The sequence below is a fragment of the Nitratireductor sp. GISD-1A_MAKvit genome (genome assembly GCF_040819555.1).
GTDB lineage: Bacteria > Pseudomonadota > Alphaproteobacteria > Rhizobiales > Rhizobiaceae > Nitratireductor.
In genome coordinates this window covers 3,051,960-3,068,937 of sequence record NZ_CP161920.1, presented here as the reverse complement: position 1 = coordinate 3,068,937, position 16,978 = coordinate 3,051,960, and the positions used below count along the sequence as shown (strand labels likewise).

Annotated in this window: 12 protein-coding genes and 4 pseudogenes; 12 read left to right on the top strand and 4 right to left on the bottom strand. The window is 60.3% G+C overall.

Going from position 1 to position 16,978, the window contains the following annotated elements; genetic code table 11:
- Positions 1-58 precede the first annotated feature (58 nt).
- Positions 59-877, top strand: coding sequence for an enoyl-ACP reductase FabI (gene fabI / locus AB2N04_RS16095; protein WP_367715514.1), 819 nt, complete (start codon positions 59-61; stop codon positions 875-877).
- A 15-nt stretch (positions 878-892) separates the two neighbouring features.
- Positions 893-1,483 carry a histidine phosphatase family protein gene (locus tag AB2N04_RS16090; RefSeq protein ID WP_367715512.1) on the top strand — a complete coding sequence of 197 codons (591 nt, stop codon included), beginning with the start codon at positions 893-895 and terminating at the stop codon, positions 1,481-1,483.
- Between the two features lie 2 nt (positions 1,484-1,485).
- Here AB2N04_RS16090 and AB2N04_RS16085 read toward each other — a convergent pair whose 3' ends face one another.
- Positions 1,486-1,734 (bottom strand): DUF1344 domain-containing protein, encoded by a 249-nt coding sequence (locus tag AB2N04_RS16085; RefSeq protein ID WP_367715510.1) that lies wholly within the window; start codon positions 1,732-1,734, stop codon positions 1,486-1,488.
- Positions 1,735-1,935: 201 nt separating this feature from the next.
- Between AB2N04_RS16085 and aroC the strand changes: the two genes are divergently transcribed.
- From aroC to AB2N04_RS16045, 8 genes and pseudogenes are all read left to right on the top strand, one after another.
- Positions 1,936-3,036: a chorismate synthase gene (aroC, locus tag AB2N04_RS16080; RefSeq protein WP_367715508.1), complete on the top strand. Its 1,101-nt coding sequence runs from the start codon at positions 1,936-1,938 to the stop codon at positions 3,034-3,036.
- A gap of 12 nt (positions 3,037-3,048) precedes the next feature.
- Entirely contained in the window at positions 3,049-4,149 is a 1,101-nt protein-coding gene (gene ribB, locus AB2N04_RS16075; protein ID WP_367715506.1) for a 3,4-dihydroxy-2-butanone-4-phosphate synthase, read from the top strand.
- A gap of 87 nt (positions 4,150-4,236) precedes the next feature.
- Complete coding sequence (locus AB2N04_RS16070; RefSeq protein ID WP_367715505.1) at positions 4,237-5,223, top strand: hypothetical protein; 987 nt, start codon at positions 4,237-4,239, stop codon at positions 5,221-5,223.
- A gap of 73 nt (positions 5,224-5,296) precedes the next feature.
- A pseudogene (locus AB2N04_RS16065) lies at positions 5,297-6,224 on the top strand (histone deacetylase family protein).
- Positions 6,225-6,227: 3 nt separating this feature from the next.
- Positions 6,228-6,479: an exodeoxyribonuclease VII small subunit gene (locus AB2N04_RS16060; protein ID WP_367715504.1), complete on the top strand. Its 252-nt coding sequence runs from the start codon at positions 6,228-6,230 to the stop codon at positions 6,477-6,479.
- 151 nt (positions 6,480-6,630) lie between these two features.
- Positions 6,631-8,572 (top strand): annotated as a pseudogene (dxs, locus tag AB2N04_RS16055) (1-deoxy-D-xylulose-5-phosphate synthase).
- Between the two features lie 45 nt (positions 8,573-8,617).
- A pseudogene (locus AB2N04_RS16050) lies at positions 8,618-9,351 on the top strand (TlyA family RNA methyltransferase).
- Positions 9,348-10,590, top strand: a pseudogene (locus AB2N04_RS16045) (class I SAM-dependent RNA methyltransferase). Before AB2N04_RS16050 ends, AB2N04_RS16045 begins: the two co-directional pseudogenes overlap by 4 nt.
- A gap of 145 nt (positions 10,591-10,735) precedes the next feature.
- Here the strand turns inward: AB2N04_RS16045 and AB2N04_RS16040 are convergent.
- The 3 genes from AB2N04_RS16040 to AB2N04_RS16030 all read right to left on the bottom strand — a co-directional run bounded on the left by AB2N04_RS16040 (position 10,736) and on the right by AB2N04_RS16030 (position 13,988).
- The gene (locus AB2N04_RS16040) at positions 10,736-11,881 is read right to left on the bottom strand and encodes a Fic family protein (protein WP_367715503.1); all 1,146 of its coding nucleotides are present in this window, start codon (positions 11,879-11,881) and stop codon (positions 10,736-10,738) included.
- 136 nt (positions 11,882-12,017) lie between these two features.
- On the bottom strand, positions 12,018-13,436 hold the full coding sequence (gene tldD / locus AB2N04_RS16035) for a metalloprotease TldD (protein WP_367715501.1): 1,419 nt from the start codon (positions 13,434-13,436) through the stop codon (positions 12,018-12,020).
- A gap of 81 nt (positions 13,437-13,517) precedes the next feature.
- Complete coding sequence (locus AB2N04_RS16030) at positions 13,518-13,988, bottom strand: invasion associated locus B family protein (RefSeq protein ID WP_367718835.1); 471 nt, start codon at positions 13,986-13,988, stop codon at positions 13,518-13,520.
- Positions 13,989-14,386: 398 nt separating this feature from the next.
- On the opposite strand from AB2N04_RS16030, the gene coxB reads away from it, so the two are divergent.
- A complete protein-coding gene (gene coxB, locus AB2N04_RS16025) occupies positions 14,387-15,247 on the top strand; it encodes a cytochrome c oxidase subunit II (protein WP_367718834.1) in 861 nt (286 codons plus the stop codon).
- A gap of 38 nt (positions 15,248-15,285) precedes the next feature.
- Positions 15,286-16,938, top strand: a complete 1,653-nt coding sequence (ctaD, locus tag AB2N04_RS16020) for a cytochrome c oxidase subunit I (protein ID WP_367715499.1) — start codon at positions 15,286-15,288, stop codon at positions 16,936-16,938.
- Positions 16,939-16,978: the final 40 nt, after the last annotated feature.

The following is a 16,978-nucleotide window of genomic DNA, read 5'->3' as shown; positions in this document are numbered from 1 at the left end:
CGCCGCGCCTTCAGGTGAATGCATGACGCTTCGGCAATTGAATTCGGAGAACCATTCCATGACCAATGGCAATGGCCTGATGGCCGGAAAGCGCGGGCTCATTCTGGGGGTCGCCAACAACCGTTCGATCGCCTGGGGGATCGCGAAAGCATGCGCCAATGCGGGTGCAGAGCTTGCGCTCACCTATCAGGGTGACGCGCTAAAGAAGCGTGTGGAGCCGCTGGCCGAAGAGCTGGGCGCCATTGTCGCCGGTCATTGCGATGTGACGGACATGGACAGTGTCGATGCGGTGTTTGCAAAACTTGAAAAAGAGTGGGGCAAGCTGGATTTTCTCGTTCATGCGGTCGCTTTCTCCGACAAGGACGAGCTGACGGGCCGATATGTCGATACGAGCCGTGAAAACTTCCTGCGCAGCATGGACATTTCGGTCTATTCGCTGACGGCCATTGCCAAACGCGCCGAGCCGCTGATGAGCGATGGTGGATCGATCCTGACGCTGACCTATTACGGCGCCGAGAAGGTTATGCCGCATTACAATGTCATGGGGGTCGCCAAGGCCGCGCTCGAGGCCAGCGTGCGTTATCTTGCCGTCGACATGGGCGGCAACAACATCCGCGTCAACGCCATTTCGGCCGGTCCGATCAAGACGCTGGCCGCCTCCGGCATCGGTGATTTCCGCTATATCCTGCGCTGGAACGAGTACAATTCGCCGCTGAAGCGGGTGGTCACCACTGATGAAGTGGGCGATTCAGCGCTTTACATGCTGTCGCATCTTTCGCGCGGCGTGACCGGCGAAATTCTGCATGTGGATTCCGGCTACCACGTGGTGGGAATGAAGGCGGTCGATGCCCCCGACATTTCGGTGGTGAACGAATAAGTTCGCAGGCGAGTTGTGCTTCCAAGACTTTTTATCATCCGCCACGGCCAGACGGCCTGGAACGCAGAAGAGCGACTTCAGGGACAGGCCGATACGGACATCAATGCGGTTGGCCAGGTGCAGGCCGACCGCAACGGTATCCGCCTTGCCGACCTGCTCGACCACGATGCCAGCGGTTTTGATTTTGTCGCAAGCCCCTTACGGCGTACGCGGGAAACCATGGAACGGGTGCGTGCAGGGCTTGGCCTTCCACGGGAAGGCTATCGCACCGACCCGCGCCTGATGGAGCTCAATTTCGGCGACTGGCAGGGATATACCTATGCCGAGCTGGAAGCGGCGAAACCGGGCTGCACGGCCGGGCGTTCACAAAACAAGTGGAGCTTCCTGCCCCCCGGGGAGGCTGCCGAGAGCTACGAAACGCTCGCAGAGCGCATCAAGCCCTGGCTTGAAGAGGTTCGGACGCCAACGATTTGCGTGACCCATGGCGGGGTCATCCGTTCGCTCCTCTATCTCACCGGGCACGCTTCGAGCGACGAGGCGGCAGCACTCGCCATCCCTCAGGACAAAATCCTGCGTTTTGAGAATGGTTCGGCAGACTGGCTCTGAAACTATTCCGGCAAGAGCATGTCGGTGATCTGCCTCACGCCATTGTCGACCTCGCGATAGGCGAGAATGACGGACATTCCGGTTTCGACGGCGGTTACATCCATCTCGCCGGGAAGCCGGTATGTTTCTCCGTTTTCGAGCGTGATGGTCAGCTTGTCGGTATCGACATTCTTGATTGTTCCTTCGGCATCCAGGGCAAGGGCCGAGGACACAAGCATGAATAAGCCCCCCACAGCAGCGAAAATGCGCATTCAATACCTCTTGGGTTTCGATGTGGGCCTCAAAAATTGGTGACGGTGTCACCGTTTCAGTTGAAGCACATAAATGTGTCAAAACTGGTGCGAAAGGCAATCCGGTTTGACGGTGCCGGCAAACGCCAATAGAAGCGAGGCGATTGGCCCGCGGCCCGACCGCGACGGCTGCTGTGTCAGGATTTCTGGAAGCCCGCATCTATGTCTCACAACACATTCGGCCACCTGTTTCGTGTCACCACATGGGGCGAGAGCCATGGCCCGGCCATTGGCTGCGTGGTTGACGGGTGCCCGCCCGGCATCCGTTTCACACAGGCCGACATTCAGGCGGAGCTGGACAGACGGCGGCCGGGACAGTCGCGTTTTGTCACCCAGCGGCGCGAGCCGGACGAAGTGAAGATCCTCTCGGGCGTGCTGCCCGACGAGGATGGCGAAACGCTGATCACCACGGGGACCCCGGTCTCCATGATGATCGAGAATGTCGACCAGCGGTCCAAGGATTATGGCGAGATCGCAAAGCGGTTCCGGCCGGGTCACGCCGACTACACCTATGAGACCAAATATGGCCTGCGCGACTATCGCGGCGGCGGGCGCTCTTCGGCGCGCGAGACGGCAACGCGGGTGGCTGCCGGCGCACTTGCGCGCAAGGTGGTGCCGGGCATGGCCGTGCGCGCGGCTCTGGTCGCCATGGGCGAAAAGGAAATCGACAGGGCGAACTGGAACTGGGATTTCATCGGCGATGCGGAGAACCCGTTTTTCACGCCGGATCCGAAGTCTGTTCCGGTCTTTTCCGACTATCTCGATGGCATCCGCAAGGCCGGCTCCTCGGTGGGCGCGGTCATCGAGGTGGTTGCAGAGGGTGTTCCAGAGGGGTTAGGCGCGCCGATTTATGCCAAGCTCGACCAGGACATCTGCGCCAATCTCATGTCGATCAACGCCGTGAAGGGCGTGGAAATCGGCAACGGGTTCGAGGCAGCCCGCATCACCGGCGAGGAGAACGCCGACGAGATGCGCATGGGAAATGACGGAACCCCGCGGTTCCTCAGCAACAATGCCGGCGGCATTCTGGGGGGGATCTCCACCGGCGAGCCGATTGTCGCGCGCTTTGCCGTCAAGCCGACATCTTCTATCCTGACGCCGCGCCAGAGCATCGACAGGGATGGCAATGAGGTCGATGTCCTGACCAAGGGAAGGCATGATCCTTGCGTGGGCATCCGCGCCGTGCCGATTGCCGAAGCGATGGTTGCCTGCGCAATCGCCGATCACTATCTGCGCCATCGCGGCCAGACCGGCCGCATCTGACGGAGTTTCCTGATGGCATATGATCAAAAGAAGGTCGTCGAAGCCCTGCGCGCCTTTGAGAAGGGCGAAATGGTTGTCGTCATGGACGATGACGGGCGCGAGAACGAGGGCGACATCATCGTTGCGGCCGTGCACTGCACGCCCGAAAAGATGGCTTTCATCGTGCGCCACACGTCGGGCATCGTGTGCGCGCCGATGCCCCATGGCGAGGCGAAGCGGCTGAACCTTGCACCCATGGTGGCCGAGAACGATGCGCCGCATGCGACGGCATTCACCGTGAGCGTCGATTTCAAACATGGCACCACCACCGGCATTTCAGCCGAGGACCGCACACTGACCGTGCGCAATCTGGCTAACCCGAATGTGGGACCTGGCGACTTCGTGCGTCCGGGCCACATCTTCCCGCTGGTTGCGCGCGAGGGCGGCGTGCTGATGCGCTCGGGCCATACGGAGGCTGCCGTCGATCTGTGCAAGCTCGCCGGGCTGCCGCCCATCGGCGTCATCTGCGAACTGGTCAACGATGATGGCACTGTGATGCGCGGACCGCAGGTTTCGGCCTTTGCGGAGAAAAACGGCCTCAAACAGGTCTCCGTTGCCGACCTCATTGCTTACCGCCAGCGGCAGGAAACGCTGGTGGAACGGGTGGCGAGCTTCGACATCGACACGCCGAGCGGGCCGGCAAAAGCACATGCCTATACGCTCCCGTGGGAGGCGATGCAGCATGTGGCGATCGTGTTTGGCGACATCCGTGACGGGGTGGATATCCCGGTCAGGCTGCACACCGAGGATGTGGTGACGGACGTGTTCGGCACGGAAGAGCGGCTGCGCGAAGCCATGGACCGCATGGCGGGCCTTGGTCGCGGCGTTCTTGTCTATCTGCGTGAAGGTTCTGTGGGGGTGGCCCATGAAAACCGCCGTCGTCCGGCTGGCAGCGACCGCGAGGACCATGACGAGGCGCTGCGGCGTGAGAGCGAATGGCGCGAAATCGGCCTTGGCGCGCAGATTCTCAAGGATCTTGGCATTTCCTCCATCAAGCTGATGGCCTCGCGCGAGCGGCACTATGTGGGGCTCGAAGGTTTCGGCATCGAGATCGCGTCTACCGACATCGTGTAGATCGGTGCTTCCGGCTCCCCCATTTGGGGCGTTGACATTCCGTTTTCATCGGTCATCCTCCACCGAATTCGATTGAGGGGGAATGAGATGTGGGATTTTGACATAGGCAGGACGCTTGCGATCATGGGCCGGACATGGCCTTTCATCGTGCTGCGCATGCTTGTCTATTTCGGGATCACGGTGGCCTATATCTTTGCCACGGGAACGGGGGCTGGCGTCGGCTATGGTGTCGGCCACATCTCCACGGACCCCGGCGGCCCCGGCACATTTGCGCTGTGGGGCGGTGTTGTCGGTTTCGGGCTGGTCTCAGCCATCGTCTACTGGATCCGCGAGTACATCCTTTACATCGTCAAGGCTGGTCATATCGCGGTCATGGTGCACCTGATTGACGGGCGCGACGTGCCAGATGGCAAGAGCCAGATCAGCTATGCGCGTCAGGAAGTGACAGCGCGTTTCGCCGAAGCCAACATTCTTTTCGTTCTCGATCAGCTTGTGAAGGGCGTGATTCGTGTTCTGACCGGGCTGTTGGGCGGGATTGCCGGCTTTCTGCCCATTCCCGGCCTCGACACGCTCATGCGTTTTGTAAATACGGTGATCCGCATCGCGCTGACCTATGTCGACGAAATCATTCTCGGCTACAACATCCGCATCAAATCCAGCACCCCGTTCGAAACGGCGCGCCACGGCGTCGTGCTCTATGCGCAGAACGGCAAGACCATGCTGAAAAACGCCGTCTGGCTGGCGCTTTTCATGTGGTTGCTCACCTTTGTCGTGTTCCTTGTCATGCTGGCACCGGCGGGCGCCATTCTCTATGCGATGCCGGGTCAGCTTTCGGGCTGGGCCTTCGTGTTTGCAATCGTGTTTGCATGGGCGGTGAAGGCAGCGTTGATCGAGCCTTTTGCCATCGCAGCGCTCATGTCTGTATATTTCAAGGTCATCGAAGGGCAGACGCCCAATCCCGAATGGGACCGGCGTTTGAGCGATGCGTCGAAACAATTCCGCGAGCTGAAGGATCGGGCGCTGGAAACAGTGCGTGTCCGGCCCGCGACCGGGTCCCGGGAAACGGCGGGGTGAAACCCTGTTGACGGTGGGAGCGGCGTTGAGCCGCCTCATGGTCAAGCTGACCTTTGACCACTACACTTGTGGGATGAGAACCCGTTTCTACACACACCCGATCTGTCGTGAACACCTCACGCCGCCGGGCCACCCGGAGCGGCCCCGACCGCCTGCGGGTGATTGTCGATTGCCTGGACGACGAGCCATTCGCCTATCTCGAGCGGCTGGAAGCGCCGCTTGCCCAAGAGGAGACGGTTCTGCTTGCGCATCCACCGGAGCATCTCGACAAGGTGAAGGGGAGCATTCCTGCGGAGGGACTGGCGGTCATAGACGAGGACACGACTGTCAGCCCGAAAAGTCTTGAAGCGGCATTGACGGCGATTGGCGGGGCGCTCGCAGGCGTGGACGATGTGTTCTCCGGCGAGGCGGGCAATGCTTTCGTTGCCGGGCGACCGCCTGGCCATCATGCCGAAAAGAACCGTGCCATGGGATTCTGCCTGTTCAACAGCGCTGCTGTGGCTGCCCGCCACGCGCAGAACAGGCACGGAGCAGAACGCGTTGCCATCGTTGACTGGGACGTGCACCACGGCAATGGCACGCAGGACATCTTCTGGGATGACCCGAGCGTGCTCTACTGCTCCACGCATCAGATGCCGTTATATCCCGGCACGGGTGCAGCGCATGAAACCGGAGCCGGCAACATCGTCAACGCGCCGCTGCCGAGCGGATCCGGTTCACAGGCGTTTCGCGAAGCGTTCGAGGAGAAGGTTCTGCCGGCGATCGATCGGTTTTCACCGGATCTGATCATCATTTCCGCGGGGTTCGACGCGCATTGGCGCGACCCGCTGGCAGAGATCAATCTGGAAGCCGGGGATTTTGACTGGGCAACGGCTGTTCTGATGCAACGGGCCGACCGTTTGTCACAGGGGCGGCTTGTCAGCCTGCTTGAAGGTGGGTACGACCTGCAGGGACTTTCCGTGTCGGTCGCTGCACATGTGGGCCGTTTGTTGAAGGGATGAGAGATGGCCGAAGAAGCCAACAACGACATCAAGAGCATGAGCTTCGAGCAGGCACTCGAGGCGCTGGAGAAGATCGTTGAGGATCTCGAGCGCGGCGACGTGCCGCTCGACCAGTCCATCAAGATTTATGAGCGTGGCGAGGCGCTCAAGAAGCACTGTGACAAACTTCTGAAGACCGCAGAAGACAAGGTGGAGAAGATCCGCCTGTCACGTGAAGGCCAGGCTGCCGGCAGCGAGCCGCTCGACCAGGGTTAAAACCTCACCATTTTCGATTGGAATAGCGCCCGTGCCCTGCGGTGCGGGCGCAAAGACTGCGCGCATTTCAGAATGAACAATACCCTGATAGAACCATACTGTTTCATTGCATCGCGTTTACTTTGGATAATCAAAGTTCTATGTCGATGTGATGCAAACAGCAGAGGTGACGCGCGTGAAATCGCCGCCGCAGACTCCCCTTCTTGACACGGTGGACGTGCCCGCCGATCTGAAAAAGCTTTCAGAGGACGCGCTGCCGCAGCTCGCCGACGAATTGCGAGCCGAGTTGATCGACGCGGTTTCCAGAACCGGCGGGCATCTGGGGGCAGGGCTTGGCGTGGTCGAACTGACCGTGGCGCTGCACCATGTGTTTGACACGCCCGCTGACCGGCTGATCTGGGATGTGGGCCACCAGGCCTATCCGCACAAGATCATCACCGGGCGGCGCGACCGCATCCGAACCCTGCGCCAGGAGGGGGGGCTCTACGGCTTCACCAAGCGTTCGGAAAGCGAATACGACCCCTTCGGCACCGCGCACTCCTCCACGTCCATCTCCGCCGGTCTCGGCATGGCGGTCGCCCATGGTCTGGCCGGCGAAAAACGCAATGTGATCGCGGTGATCGGTGATGGCGCAATGTCGGCGGGCATGGCCTATGAGGCAATGAACAATGCCGGCGCGCTCGACGCCAGGCTGATCGTGATCCTGAATGACAACGAAATGTCGATCGCCCCGCCACAGGGCGCGATGAGTGCCTATCTGGCACGTCTCGCTTCCGGTCGCACCTATCAGGGCGTGCGCGATTTTGGCAAGAAGCTCACCTCATATCTGGGCGCTGGCGTCGATCGCGCCATCACCCGTGCCGTGGAGCATGCGCGCGGTTATGTGACGGGTGGCACGCTGTTCGAGGAGATGGGTTTTTTTCATATCGGTCCGATTGACGGACACAATTTCAAGCATCTCCTGCCGGTGCTGAAGAATGTGCGCGACAATGGCAACGGGCCCGTGCTCATCCATGTGGTGACGAAAAAGGGCAAGGGCTATCCGCCGGCAGAGGCCCGCCGCCGACAAGTATCATGGCGTCAACAGGTTCGACGTCATCACCGGCGCCCAGGCCAGGGCGCCTGCCAATGCGCCGAGCTACACCAAGGTTTTCGCCCAGTCGCTCATCCAGGAAGCGCGGGAGGATGACCGGATCGTTGCCGTGACGGCGGCCATGCCTTCCGGCACCGGGCTCGATCTTTTCGAGAAGGAGTTCCCCGAGCGAACCTTCGACGTGGGCATCGCCGAGCAGCACGCAGTGACATTTGCAGCTGGACTGGCCACCGAGGGGCTGCGCCCCTTTGCGGCGATCTATTCGACCTTTTTGCAGCGCGGCTATGACCAGGTTGTGCACGATGTGGCGCTGCAGAACCTGCCGGTGCGCTTTGCCATCGATCGGGCGGGGTTTGTGGGCGCGGATGGTCCCACCCATTGTGGCGCATTCGACATCACTTATCTCGCCAGCCTACCGAATTTCGTGGTCATGGCAGCGAGCGACGAGGCGGAGCTGCGGCACATGGTGCGCACCGCCGTCGAGCACGATCAAGGGCCCATCGCCTTCCGCTATCCTCGTGGCAATGGCGCTGGTGTGGAGATGCCGGAACGTGGCGAAGTGCTGGAGCTCGGAAGGGGACGGGTGATGCGCGAAGGCTCCAAGGTGGCGCTGCTTTCTCTTGGCAGCAGGCTTGAGGACTGTTTGAAGGCAGCGGACGAACTGGATGCTGCCGGCCTTTCGACCACAGTTGCCGATGCACGGTTTGCAAAGCCGCTGGACACGGAACTGATCAGGTGGCTGGCATTGGAACACGAGGTGCTCATTACCATCGAAGAGGGCGCTATTGGCGGCTTTGGCTCCCACGTTCTCAACTTTCTTGCGCATGAAGGGCTTCTGGAAACCGGCGTGAAGGTGCGGCCCATGGCCATGCCGGACCGGTTTATCAACCATGCCAAGCCCGAACGCATGGTGGCGGATGCGGGCCTCGATGCGGCCGCCATCGTGCGCACCGTGTTTGCTACCCTGGGGCAGGATGCCGAGAGTGCGGCCCGTGCCTGATTGCGTTGTCTCGGTACGCGAAAAAAATCTCCGCGGGAGAGCCTGATGAGGCTCGATCAGCTGCTTGTGGAACGCGGCTTCTTCGACAGCCGCGCCCGAGCGCGTGACGCGATCCTGCGGGGCACGGTTCAGGTGGACGGCCTTCCGGCGAAGAAGCCGGGACAGACAGTCGCGCCCCAGGTGAAAATCGTCGTCGATGATCCGGCAAGGGACTTTGTTTCGCGTGCGGCGCTGAAGCTTTTGCATGGTCTCGACACTTTCGGGTTTGACCCGGCTGGCCGCCATGCGCTTGACATCGGAGCCTCCACGGGAGGTTTCACACAGGTGCTTCTGGCGCGTGGGGCGGCCCATGTCACGGCGATCGATGTGGGAACCGGGCAGATGGACCGGCGGATAGAAGGCGATCCGCGGGTGACCTCGCTTGAAGGGGTGAATGCCCGACACTTGACGACGGAGGTTCTGGGAGGGCACGTACCGGACTTTCTCGTCTCGGATGTGAGTTTCATTTCGCTGAAGCTTGCGCTGCCGCCGGCACTTGCGCTGGCGGCACCTGGCGCATGTGGTATCTTTCTGGTGAAGCCGCAGTTCGAGGCGGGCGTGAGGCCGTCGGAAAGGGTGGCTTGCTGCGCGATCCGGCGCAGGCGGACGAAATCGCTGACGATCTCAAGGATTGGCTGGGGATGAATGCCGGCTGGAAGGCCGTGGGGCTTGCGCTTTCGCCCATCGAAGGCGGAGACGGAAACCGTGAATTTCTACTGGCCGGGCGCAAGGACCAATGAGCGAAACGCTGACCATTGATCATCTGGGGGCACAGGGCGACGGCGTGGTGCTGACGCCGGCGGGGGCCGGTCTATGTGCCGTTCGCGCTGCCTGGCGAAGTGGTGGACGCGGAACTGCGCAGAGGACGCGCCGTGAACATGGCGCTGCGCGAGGCGTCGCCCCAGCGCATCGAGCCTGCCTGTCGGCATTTCGGCGATTGCGGGGGCTGCGCGGTACAGCATCTTGAGAATGAAACCTATCTCGCCTGGAAACGTGAGAAGGTCGCGACCGCACTGGAGACACGCGGTATCAAAACCGGTGTGGAAGAGACGCTCTCCTGCCCGCCGCATTCGCGTCGCCGGGTGACGTTTACCGCAAGGCGGTTGGGGTCGGAGGTCCTGCTGGGCTTCAATGCGGCGCAATCCCATCGCATTGTCGTGGTTCAGGAATGCCCGATTGCCACCCCCGGCATTGTCGCCGCGCTTGAGGATTTGCGTGCCCTGGCCAAGGCCATCGCGGCGACCCCCAAACCATTCCACCTGACGGTGACGGAAACCCGCACCGGGCTCGACATTGCAGCCGCCGGTGCGGGGCGGCTTGGCGAAAAACAGCGCCGTGCGGTGACCGATCTGGCGCTGGCAAAGGGATTTGCCCGGCTTTCAGCCGATGGCGAGATCATCGTGGAGGGCCAAAAGCCCACTGTGGTGTTCGGCGACGTGCCGGTGGCCATTCCGCCGGCGGGATTTCTGCAGGCCACGCTTGCTGCCGAAGAGGCAATGGCCGGGCTGGTGAGCGGCCATCTTGACGGGTGCAAGCATGTCGCGGACCTTTTCGCCGGCAGCGGTACCTTCGCGCTGCGGCTTTCGCAGCAGGCGCGGGTCTATGCGGCGGAAGGCGATGCCATGGCGCTCGCCGCGCTCGATCTAGCCGCACGGCAGTGGCCGTCTCTCAAACCGGTGACGGCGGAGAAACGTGATCTGTTCCACAGGCCTCTGCTGACGAAGGAGCTGGCGCAGTTCGACGGTCTCGTGTTCGATCCTCCACGTGCGGGGGCGGAGTTTCAGTGCCGGCAGATAGCGCGATCAGATGTGAAGCGGGTTGCGGCGGTTTCCTGCAATCCGGGCACGCTGGCGCGGGATCTGGCGATCCTTGTGGAAGGCGGTTACAGGGTCACGCGGGTTGTGCCGATCGACCAGTTTCTCTGGTCTCCACACGTGGAAGCCGTGGCGCTTCTTGAAAAGAAGCCGAAGCGGCGCTGATCAGCTGTTTATCTGACCCCTGTTGCTGCGAAACCAGTATGGATTGAGAGATGTTTGGATGCACAACAGTTCAGTGACGTCAAAACCTGAAGCCGCAATCCATTTTTGAAGTACTGTGCCTAAAGCTCGTCCGCCTTTCCCGACTCTAGCTGCCTGCTCTCAGTATCCCTTTCGCGACGAAAAATTCTGGCATTGAAAAGCCGTCCATTTTTTCGAGGATGCCAATTTTCTCCAGATTGGCGATTGTCATACGTGCCGCCCGGTGCGTGACGCCGAGCAATTTTTGCACGATCGGTGTGCTGACTGCGGGAGATGAGAACAAATGATCGATCAGAATGATGACGTTGTTCGAGCGGAACTCTTTCATGGCTCGTTCTCTGTACTCCGCCTGCAGGCCGAGCATCCGATCAACAACCGCTGCCGAAGTAATGCAGGTATCTTCACAGGCTTTGAGGAAAAAACGCAACCAGCCTATCCAGTCCCCCTCTGCGGATACAACGAACATGCGGTCGATATACATGTCCTTCCGGCTTTCCAGACTGGCACTGGGATAAAAGACGGGCTCGGTAATGAGGCCGCGTGCAAGCAGTATCAGCGGAATGAGTATACGCCCCACCCGCCCGTTTCCATCGGCGAAAGGATGGATTGTCTCGAATTGATAGTGGATCAGCGCCGCCTCGATCAATGGAGGGATGTCGTCAGGTGACTCACGGTTGATAAACGCCTCCAGATCATCCATCGCCTTCATTGTTTCAGACGGGGGCGGAGGAACAAATCTCGCCTTCGCTGGCGTTGGTCCGCCGATCCAGTTCTGTTCTTTCTTGTATTCACCCGGACGCTTGTGACCGCCCCTTTGATTTGACAGGCCACTCAGAAGTTTTTCATGGGCTTCGCGGATCAACCGGTGGCAAATGGGAAGCTGCTTCATGAGGCCTACCGAATGGGTCAATGCCTTCATGTAGTTGAGCACTTCCCGCGTATCAGCCTTTCCGGTCCCCTCCGCACCAGCTTCAAGCAGAGCCAACTCGTCGCTCGTCGTGAATGTACCCTCCATTGCTGACGAGAGCAGTGCTTCGCGGCGCTGTAGTGGCCTAATGATCAGGCCAGGATTGCTGAGCTGTGCCATCTTTGCATTCAGCATGCCGATCGCCGCCATTGCAGCACCGTACTCCTTGAAGATTGATGCGAAATCAATCTCAGGGGGAAGCGGCGCCGGCACAAAAGCCTTCGCATTCTCAATCGTGCCGACGAAATGACCGGGGGCGTTCGGAGAAAACTGTGCCAAGTCCATTTGATACCAAAAATCCTGTTAGGTATCAGAATCTTGAAGGAGTGTTACACAAGTAGCAATCAGACAAGATTGTGATACAAAGGAGGGGTTTTTGTATCATTCGAGGTCTCCGAGATCAACCGCCCCCGGATGTCCATCAGGTCTGCGTGCCGCCGACGGTCATCTGGTCCATGCGCAGGTGGGGCTGGCCGACGCCTACGGGCACGCCCTGACCGGCCTTGCCGCACATGCCGATGCCATTGTCGAGGGTCATGTCGTTGCCGACCATGGAAACGCGGTGCATGGCATCCGGGCCGTTGCCGATCAGCATGGCACCCTTGATCGGCTGGGTGACCTTGCCGTCCTCGATCATGTAGGCCTCGGTGCAGCCGAACACGAACTTGCCGGAGGTTATGTCCACCTGTCCGCCGCCGAAGGACACGGCGTAGATGCCTTTCTTTACCGAAGCGATGATCTCTTCGGGCGATTTGTCGCCGCCGGTCATGTAGGTGTTGGTCATGCGCGGCATGGGCTCATGCGCATAGGATTCGCGGCGCCCATTGCCGGTGGGGGCCATGCCCATCAGACGGGCGTTCTGACGGTCCTGCATGTAGCCGACCAGCCTGCCGTCCTCGATCAGGAGGTTGCGGCCCGAAGGGGTGCCTTCATCGTCTATGGTGAGCGAACCGCGACGTTCGGTAATCGTGCCGTCATCCACAACGGTTACGCCCTTTGCGGCGACCTGCTCACCCATCAGGCCGGCGAAGGCCGAGGTCTTCTTGCGGTTGAAGTCGCCTTCGAGCCCGTGGCCGACGGCTTCATGCAGCATGACGCCCGGCCAGCCATTGGCCAGCACGATGTCGAAGGTGCCTGCAGGAGCGGGGACGGCCTCCAGATTGACGAGCGCCTGGCGCAGCGCCTCGCTCGCGGCGAACTGCCAGGAATCTTCCGCGAGGAACTCGCCGAAACTTTTGCGTCCGCCCATGCCATAGGAGCCGGTTTCCTGCCTGTCGCCATCGCCGACCATGACGGAGACGTTCACGCGGACCAGGGGGCGGATGTCGCGGGCAATGTGGCCGTCGGCGCGCAAGATCTCGACCTGCTGCCAGGAGGCGGCGAGCGAGGCGGTAACCTGTCGCACACGCGGGTCTTTCGCGCGCAGCCAGCCATCGATTTCCTGCAGGAGCTTTGCCTTTTCCTCGAAGCCCGGCGAGGTGATCGGATTCTCTTCACCGTAGAGACGCTGATTCGTGCCTGCGGGCGCGGCGGCCAGTTTCCCGGAATATCCGTCCTTGACGGTGGAGACGGCATCGGCAGCGCGGCGCAGAGAAGCTTCCGACAGCTCGCTGGAATGGGCATAGCCAGACGCCTCGCCGGCGACGGCGCGCAGACCGAACCCCTGATCGGTGTTGAAACTGGCCGTCTTGAGCCGTCCATCGTCGAAAACGAGGGCCTCTCCTTCGCGGTATTCCAGAAAGAGTTCCCCGTCATCCGCGCCCTGAACCGTGTCGGCAACGAGGGATTTCAGGCGGTCGGGAGAACAGTCGAACGCGTCGAGAAGCGATTTGGCGGTCATGAACAATATCCTGTCGAAACTCCCTTTCATTTAAGGGAGCGTGGGCATGCAATCCAGTGCAGCTTCGACAGGAATTGTAGCTTAGCGGGGCAGCGCGTCGAAACCCTGGGCAAAACCGTTGAGATCAACGGGGATGCCGATGCCTTCTTCGGGCGTCTGGAAGACGATGAACGTGGCGGACTGACCGGTCTTGAAGGTCTCCACAAGCTGATCCTCAAGGATCACCTCTGCATAGCAGCCATCCTGGAAACAGCGCACGAAATAGGCGCGGCCGATATCCTTGCCATCGACATTCAGCCCGAGGCCATTTGGCAGCAGAACACCGAGCGGAGCCAGAACACGCAGAATTTCCGCCTTTCCGTCGGCGGTGCGCAGCACGACAACCGAAAGCCCCATTTCGGGGCGGTCTTCAGCAACGACGTTCTGCATCATTGCACATTGTTCGCTGGAGGCCCCGGCAGGCGTGTCGCAAAGGATGGACCAGGCACCATGGGTGGAGCGAACGGTCCCGCTCTGCTGCGCCAACGCTCCCGAGAGGGGACATACGATCATCGCGATTGCAGCCGCGGCGCATCTAAGAAAGGGCGTGCTCATCAATTCCTGGCTCCCATACGAATCAGGGCAATTTATCCTGCGATTGCAGTCGTCGAAAAGGGATCGTGTCGGCAAAAGATTGGGAAAACCCGATTATGCGACAACAATATAAACATTTGCGGGCAATTCCGACCGAAATGGGACGCCGGGACGTTTTGTGCTATTGCACTTTCGACAGTGACGGCAGTATGAGCGCTGCCGCGGGGGGCGCAAAAATGCCGCACATGGTATCCAACGCCTTCCTTGCGGTTCAAATGAGAGTATGGTTTGAACGCGCCTATATAAAGCCAGAATTCCCTTTGCGGCTAAGTCGGATCCATCGGCTTGCCGTGTCGCCACGGGAGATGACGAGGGTTATGAAGAATATCGCTGTTGGCCTTGCCACTCTGCCGTTTCTCGCCACGGGCGCCGTTGCTGCGCAACCTGAGCCGTGGCAGATGCGCTTTCAACCAGCCGCAACCGGCATCATGGAACAGATCATCTGGTTCGAGGAATACACTTTGTGGTTCATCGTACCGATCACCATTCTCGTAATGGCTCTGCTGGCGTGGTGTGTCCTGCGCTTTCGTGCCAAGGCGAACCCGACGCCGTCGCGCACCAGCCACAACACGCTGATCGAGGTCATCTGGACCGTTGGTCCGGTGGTCATTCTGCTGTTTCTGGCGGTGCCGTCGTTCCAGCTGCTGACCGCGCAGTATACGCCGGAAGACGACCCTGCCATCACCATCAAGGCGACGGGCGTGCAGTGGTACTGGGATTATGAATACCAGCTCGAAGAACCGGTTTCCTTCAGCTCGCTGATGCTCCAGGAAGACGAGCGCGCCGATGCCGGCAAGGAAGACAAATCCGTTTATCCGCGCCTTCTTGCGGTCGATAATGAGGTTGTCGTTCCCGTCGATACGACCGTGCGTGTGCTCGTCACCGCGAGCGACGTGATCCACGCCTTTGCCGTGCCGGCCTTCGGCATCAAGGTTGACGCCGTCCCCGGCCGCCTGAACGAGACCTGGTTCAAGGCGGACAAGGAAGGCCTCTATTACGGCCAGTGTTCCGAGCTTTGCGGCAAGGATCACGCCTACATGCCGATCGCCATCCGCGTTGTGGCTCAAGACCAATATGACACCTGGATCGCAGCCGCTGGTGACGACCTCACCGGCGCCAACGAGGCCCTGATGGCTGCGATCGAAGGCAAGACGAAAGTTGCGTCTGCAGGCGAATGAGCCGGCAGACGTCTAGAGAGGAAATGGAGCGGTAGGAAATGGCAGGCGCTACAACCCAGGACGCCCATGGCGAACATAAGCCAACCGGCTGGACGCGGTGGGTCTACTCCACCAACCACAAGGACATCGGAACGCTCTACCTGATCTTCGCGATCATCGCGGGCATCATCGGCGGTTTCATGTCCGTCATGATGCGCTGGGAGCTTGCCGAGCCCGGCATTCAGATTTTCCACGGCCTTTCCGCCATGGTCTATGGCATCGAAGGCGATGCGGCGATCGATGCCGGCAAGCACATGTACAATGTGTTCACCACGGCACACGGCCTTATCATGATCTTCTTCATGGTGATGCCCGCGCTGATCGGCGGCTTCTCCAACTGGATGGTGCCGATCATGATCGGTGCGCCGGACATGGCGTTCCCGCGGATGAACAACATCTCGTTCTGGCTTCTTCCGCCGGCGTTCATTCTGCTTTTGATGTCGCTGTTCGTGCAGGGACCGGCCGGCGCGTATGGCTCCGGTGGCGGCTGGACCATTTATCCGCCGTTCTCGACCTCAGGCCAGCCCGGTCCGTCCATGGATCTGGTCATCCTGTCGGTCCACATCGCCGGTGCATCGTCCATTCTGGGTGCGATCAACTTCATCACCACGATCTTCAACATGCGTGCTCCGGGCATGACGCTGCACAAAATGCCGCTCTTTGCCTGGTCCGTTCTGATCACTGCATTCCTGCTGCTTCTGTCCCTGCCGGTTCTGGCTGGTGGCATCACGATGCTCCTGACGGACCGCAACTTCGGCACCGCGTTTTTCGCGCCCGAGGGTGGCGGTGATCCGATCCTGTTCCAGCACCTGTTCTGGTTCTTCGGACACCCGGAAGTGTACATCATGATCCTGCCGGGCTTCGGCATTGTCAGCCATATCGTTTCGACCTTCTCCAGAAAGCCGATCTTCGGTTATCTGGGAATGGCCTATGCCATGGTTGCGATCGGTGCCGTCGGCTTCATCGTGTGGGCTCACCACATGTACACGACCGGCCTGTCGCTCGACACACAGCGCTACTTCGTGTTTGCCACGATGGTGATTGCTGTTCCGACCGGCGTGAAGATCTTCTCGTGGATCGCCACCATGTGGGGCGGCTCCATAGAGTTTCGCACGCCGATGCTCTGGGCGATTGCGTTCATCATCCTGTTTACCGTTGGAGGCGTGACGGGCGTTCAGCTTGCCAATGCGGGCCTCGATCGCGCCATGCATGACACCTATTACGTGGTTGCACACTTCCACTATGTGCTTTCCATGGGTGCCGTGTTCGCGATCTTCGCCGCCTGGTACTACTGGTTCCCGAAAATGACGGGTTACATGTACAATTCGTTCATCGCCCGGGTTCATTTCTGGATCACCTTCATTGGCGTGAACATCATCTTCTTCCCGCAGCACTTCCTGGGCCTGGCCGGTATGCCGCGCCGCTACATCGACTATCCGGATGCGTTTGCAGGATGGAACCTCGTGTCGTCCTACGGGTCTTACATCTCGGCCTTTGGTGTTCTGGTGTTCCTCTACGGTGTTTACGAGGCTTTCGCCAAAAAGCGCCTGGCCGGTGCGAATCCGTGGGGTGAGGGTGCGACGACGCTCGAGTGGCAGCTTCCTTCGCCACCTCCGTTCCACCAGTGGGAGCAATTGCCAAAGATCCGCTGATCACTGGCAGAAACGACGCTTGAAGGGGGCGCAGCCTGGT

Bases quoted from the DNA above. Each gene is read 5' to 3' on its own strand.
- fabI (WP_367715514.1), top strand. From the start codon at position 59: ATGACCAATGGCAATGGCCTGATGGCCGGAAAGCGCGGGCTCATTCTG.
- AB2N04_RS16085 (WP_367715510.1), bottom strand. From the start codon at position 1,734: ATGCGCATTTTCGCTGCTGTGGGGGGCTTATTCATGCTTGTGTCCTCG.
- aroC (WP_367715508.1), top strand. From the start codon at position 1,936: ATGTCTCACAACACATTCGGCCACCTGTTTCGTGTCACCACATGGGGC.
- ribB (WP_367715506.1), top strand. From the start codon at position 3,049: ATGGCATATGATCAAAAGAAGGTCGTCGAAGCCCTGCGCGCCTTTGAG.
- AB2N04_RS16070 (WP_367715505.1), top strand. From the start codon at position 4,237: ATGTGGGATTTTGACATAGGCAGGACGCTTGCGATCATGGGCCGGACA.
- AB2N04_RS16060 (WP_367715504.1), top strand. From the start codon at position 6,228: ATGGCCGAAGAAGCCAACAACGACATCAAGAGCATGAGCTTCGAGCAG.
- AB2N04_RS16040 (WP_367715503.1), bottom strand. From the start codon at position 11,881: ATGGACTTGGCACAGTTTTCTCCGAACGCCCCCGGTCATTTCGTCGGC.
- tldD (WP_367715501.1), bottom strand. From the start codon at position 13,436: ATGACCGCCAAATCGCTTCTCGACGCGTTCGACTGTTCTCCCGACCGC.
- AB2N04_RS16030 (WP_367718835.1), bottom strand. From the start codon at position 13,988: ATGATCGTATGTCCCCTCTCGGGAGCGTTGGCGCAGCAGAGCGGGACC.
- coxB (WP_367718834.1), top strand. From the start codon at position 14,387: ATGAAGAATATCGCTGTTGGCCTTGCCACTCTGCCGTTTCTCGCCACG.
- ctaD (WP_367715499.1), top strand. From the start codon at position 15,286: ATGGCAGGCGCTACAACCCAGGACGCCCATGGCGAACATAAGCCAACC.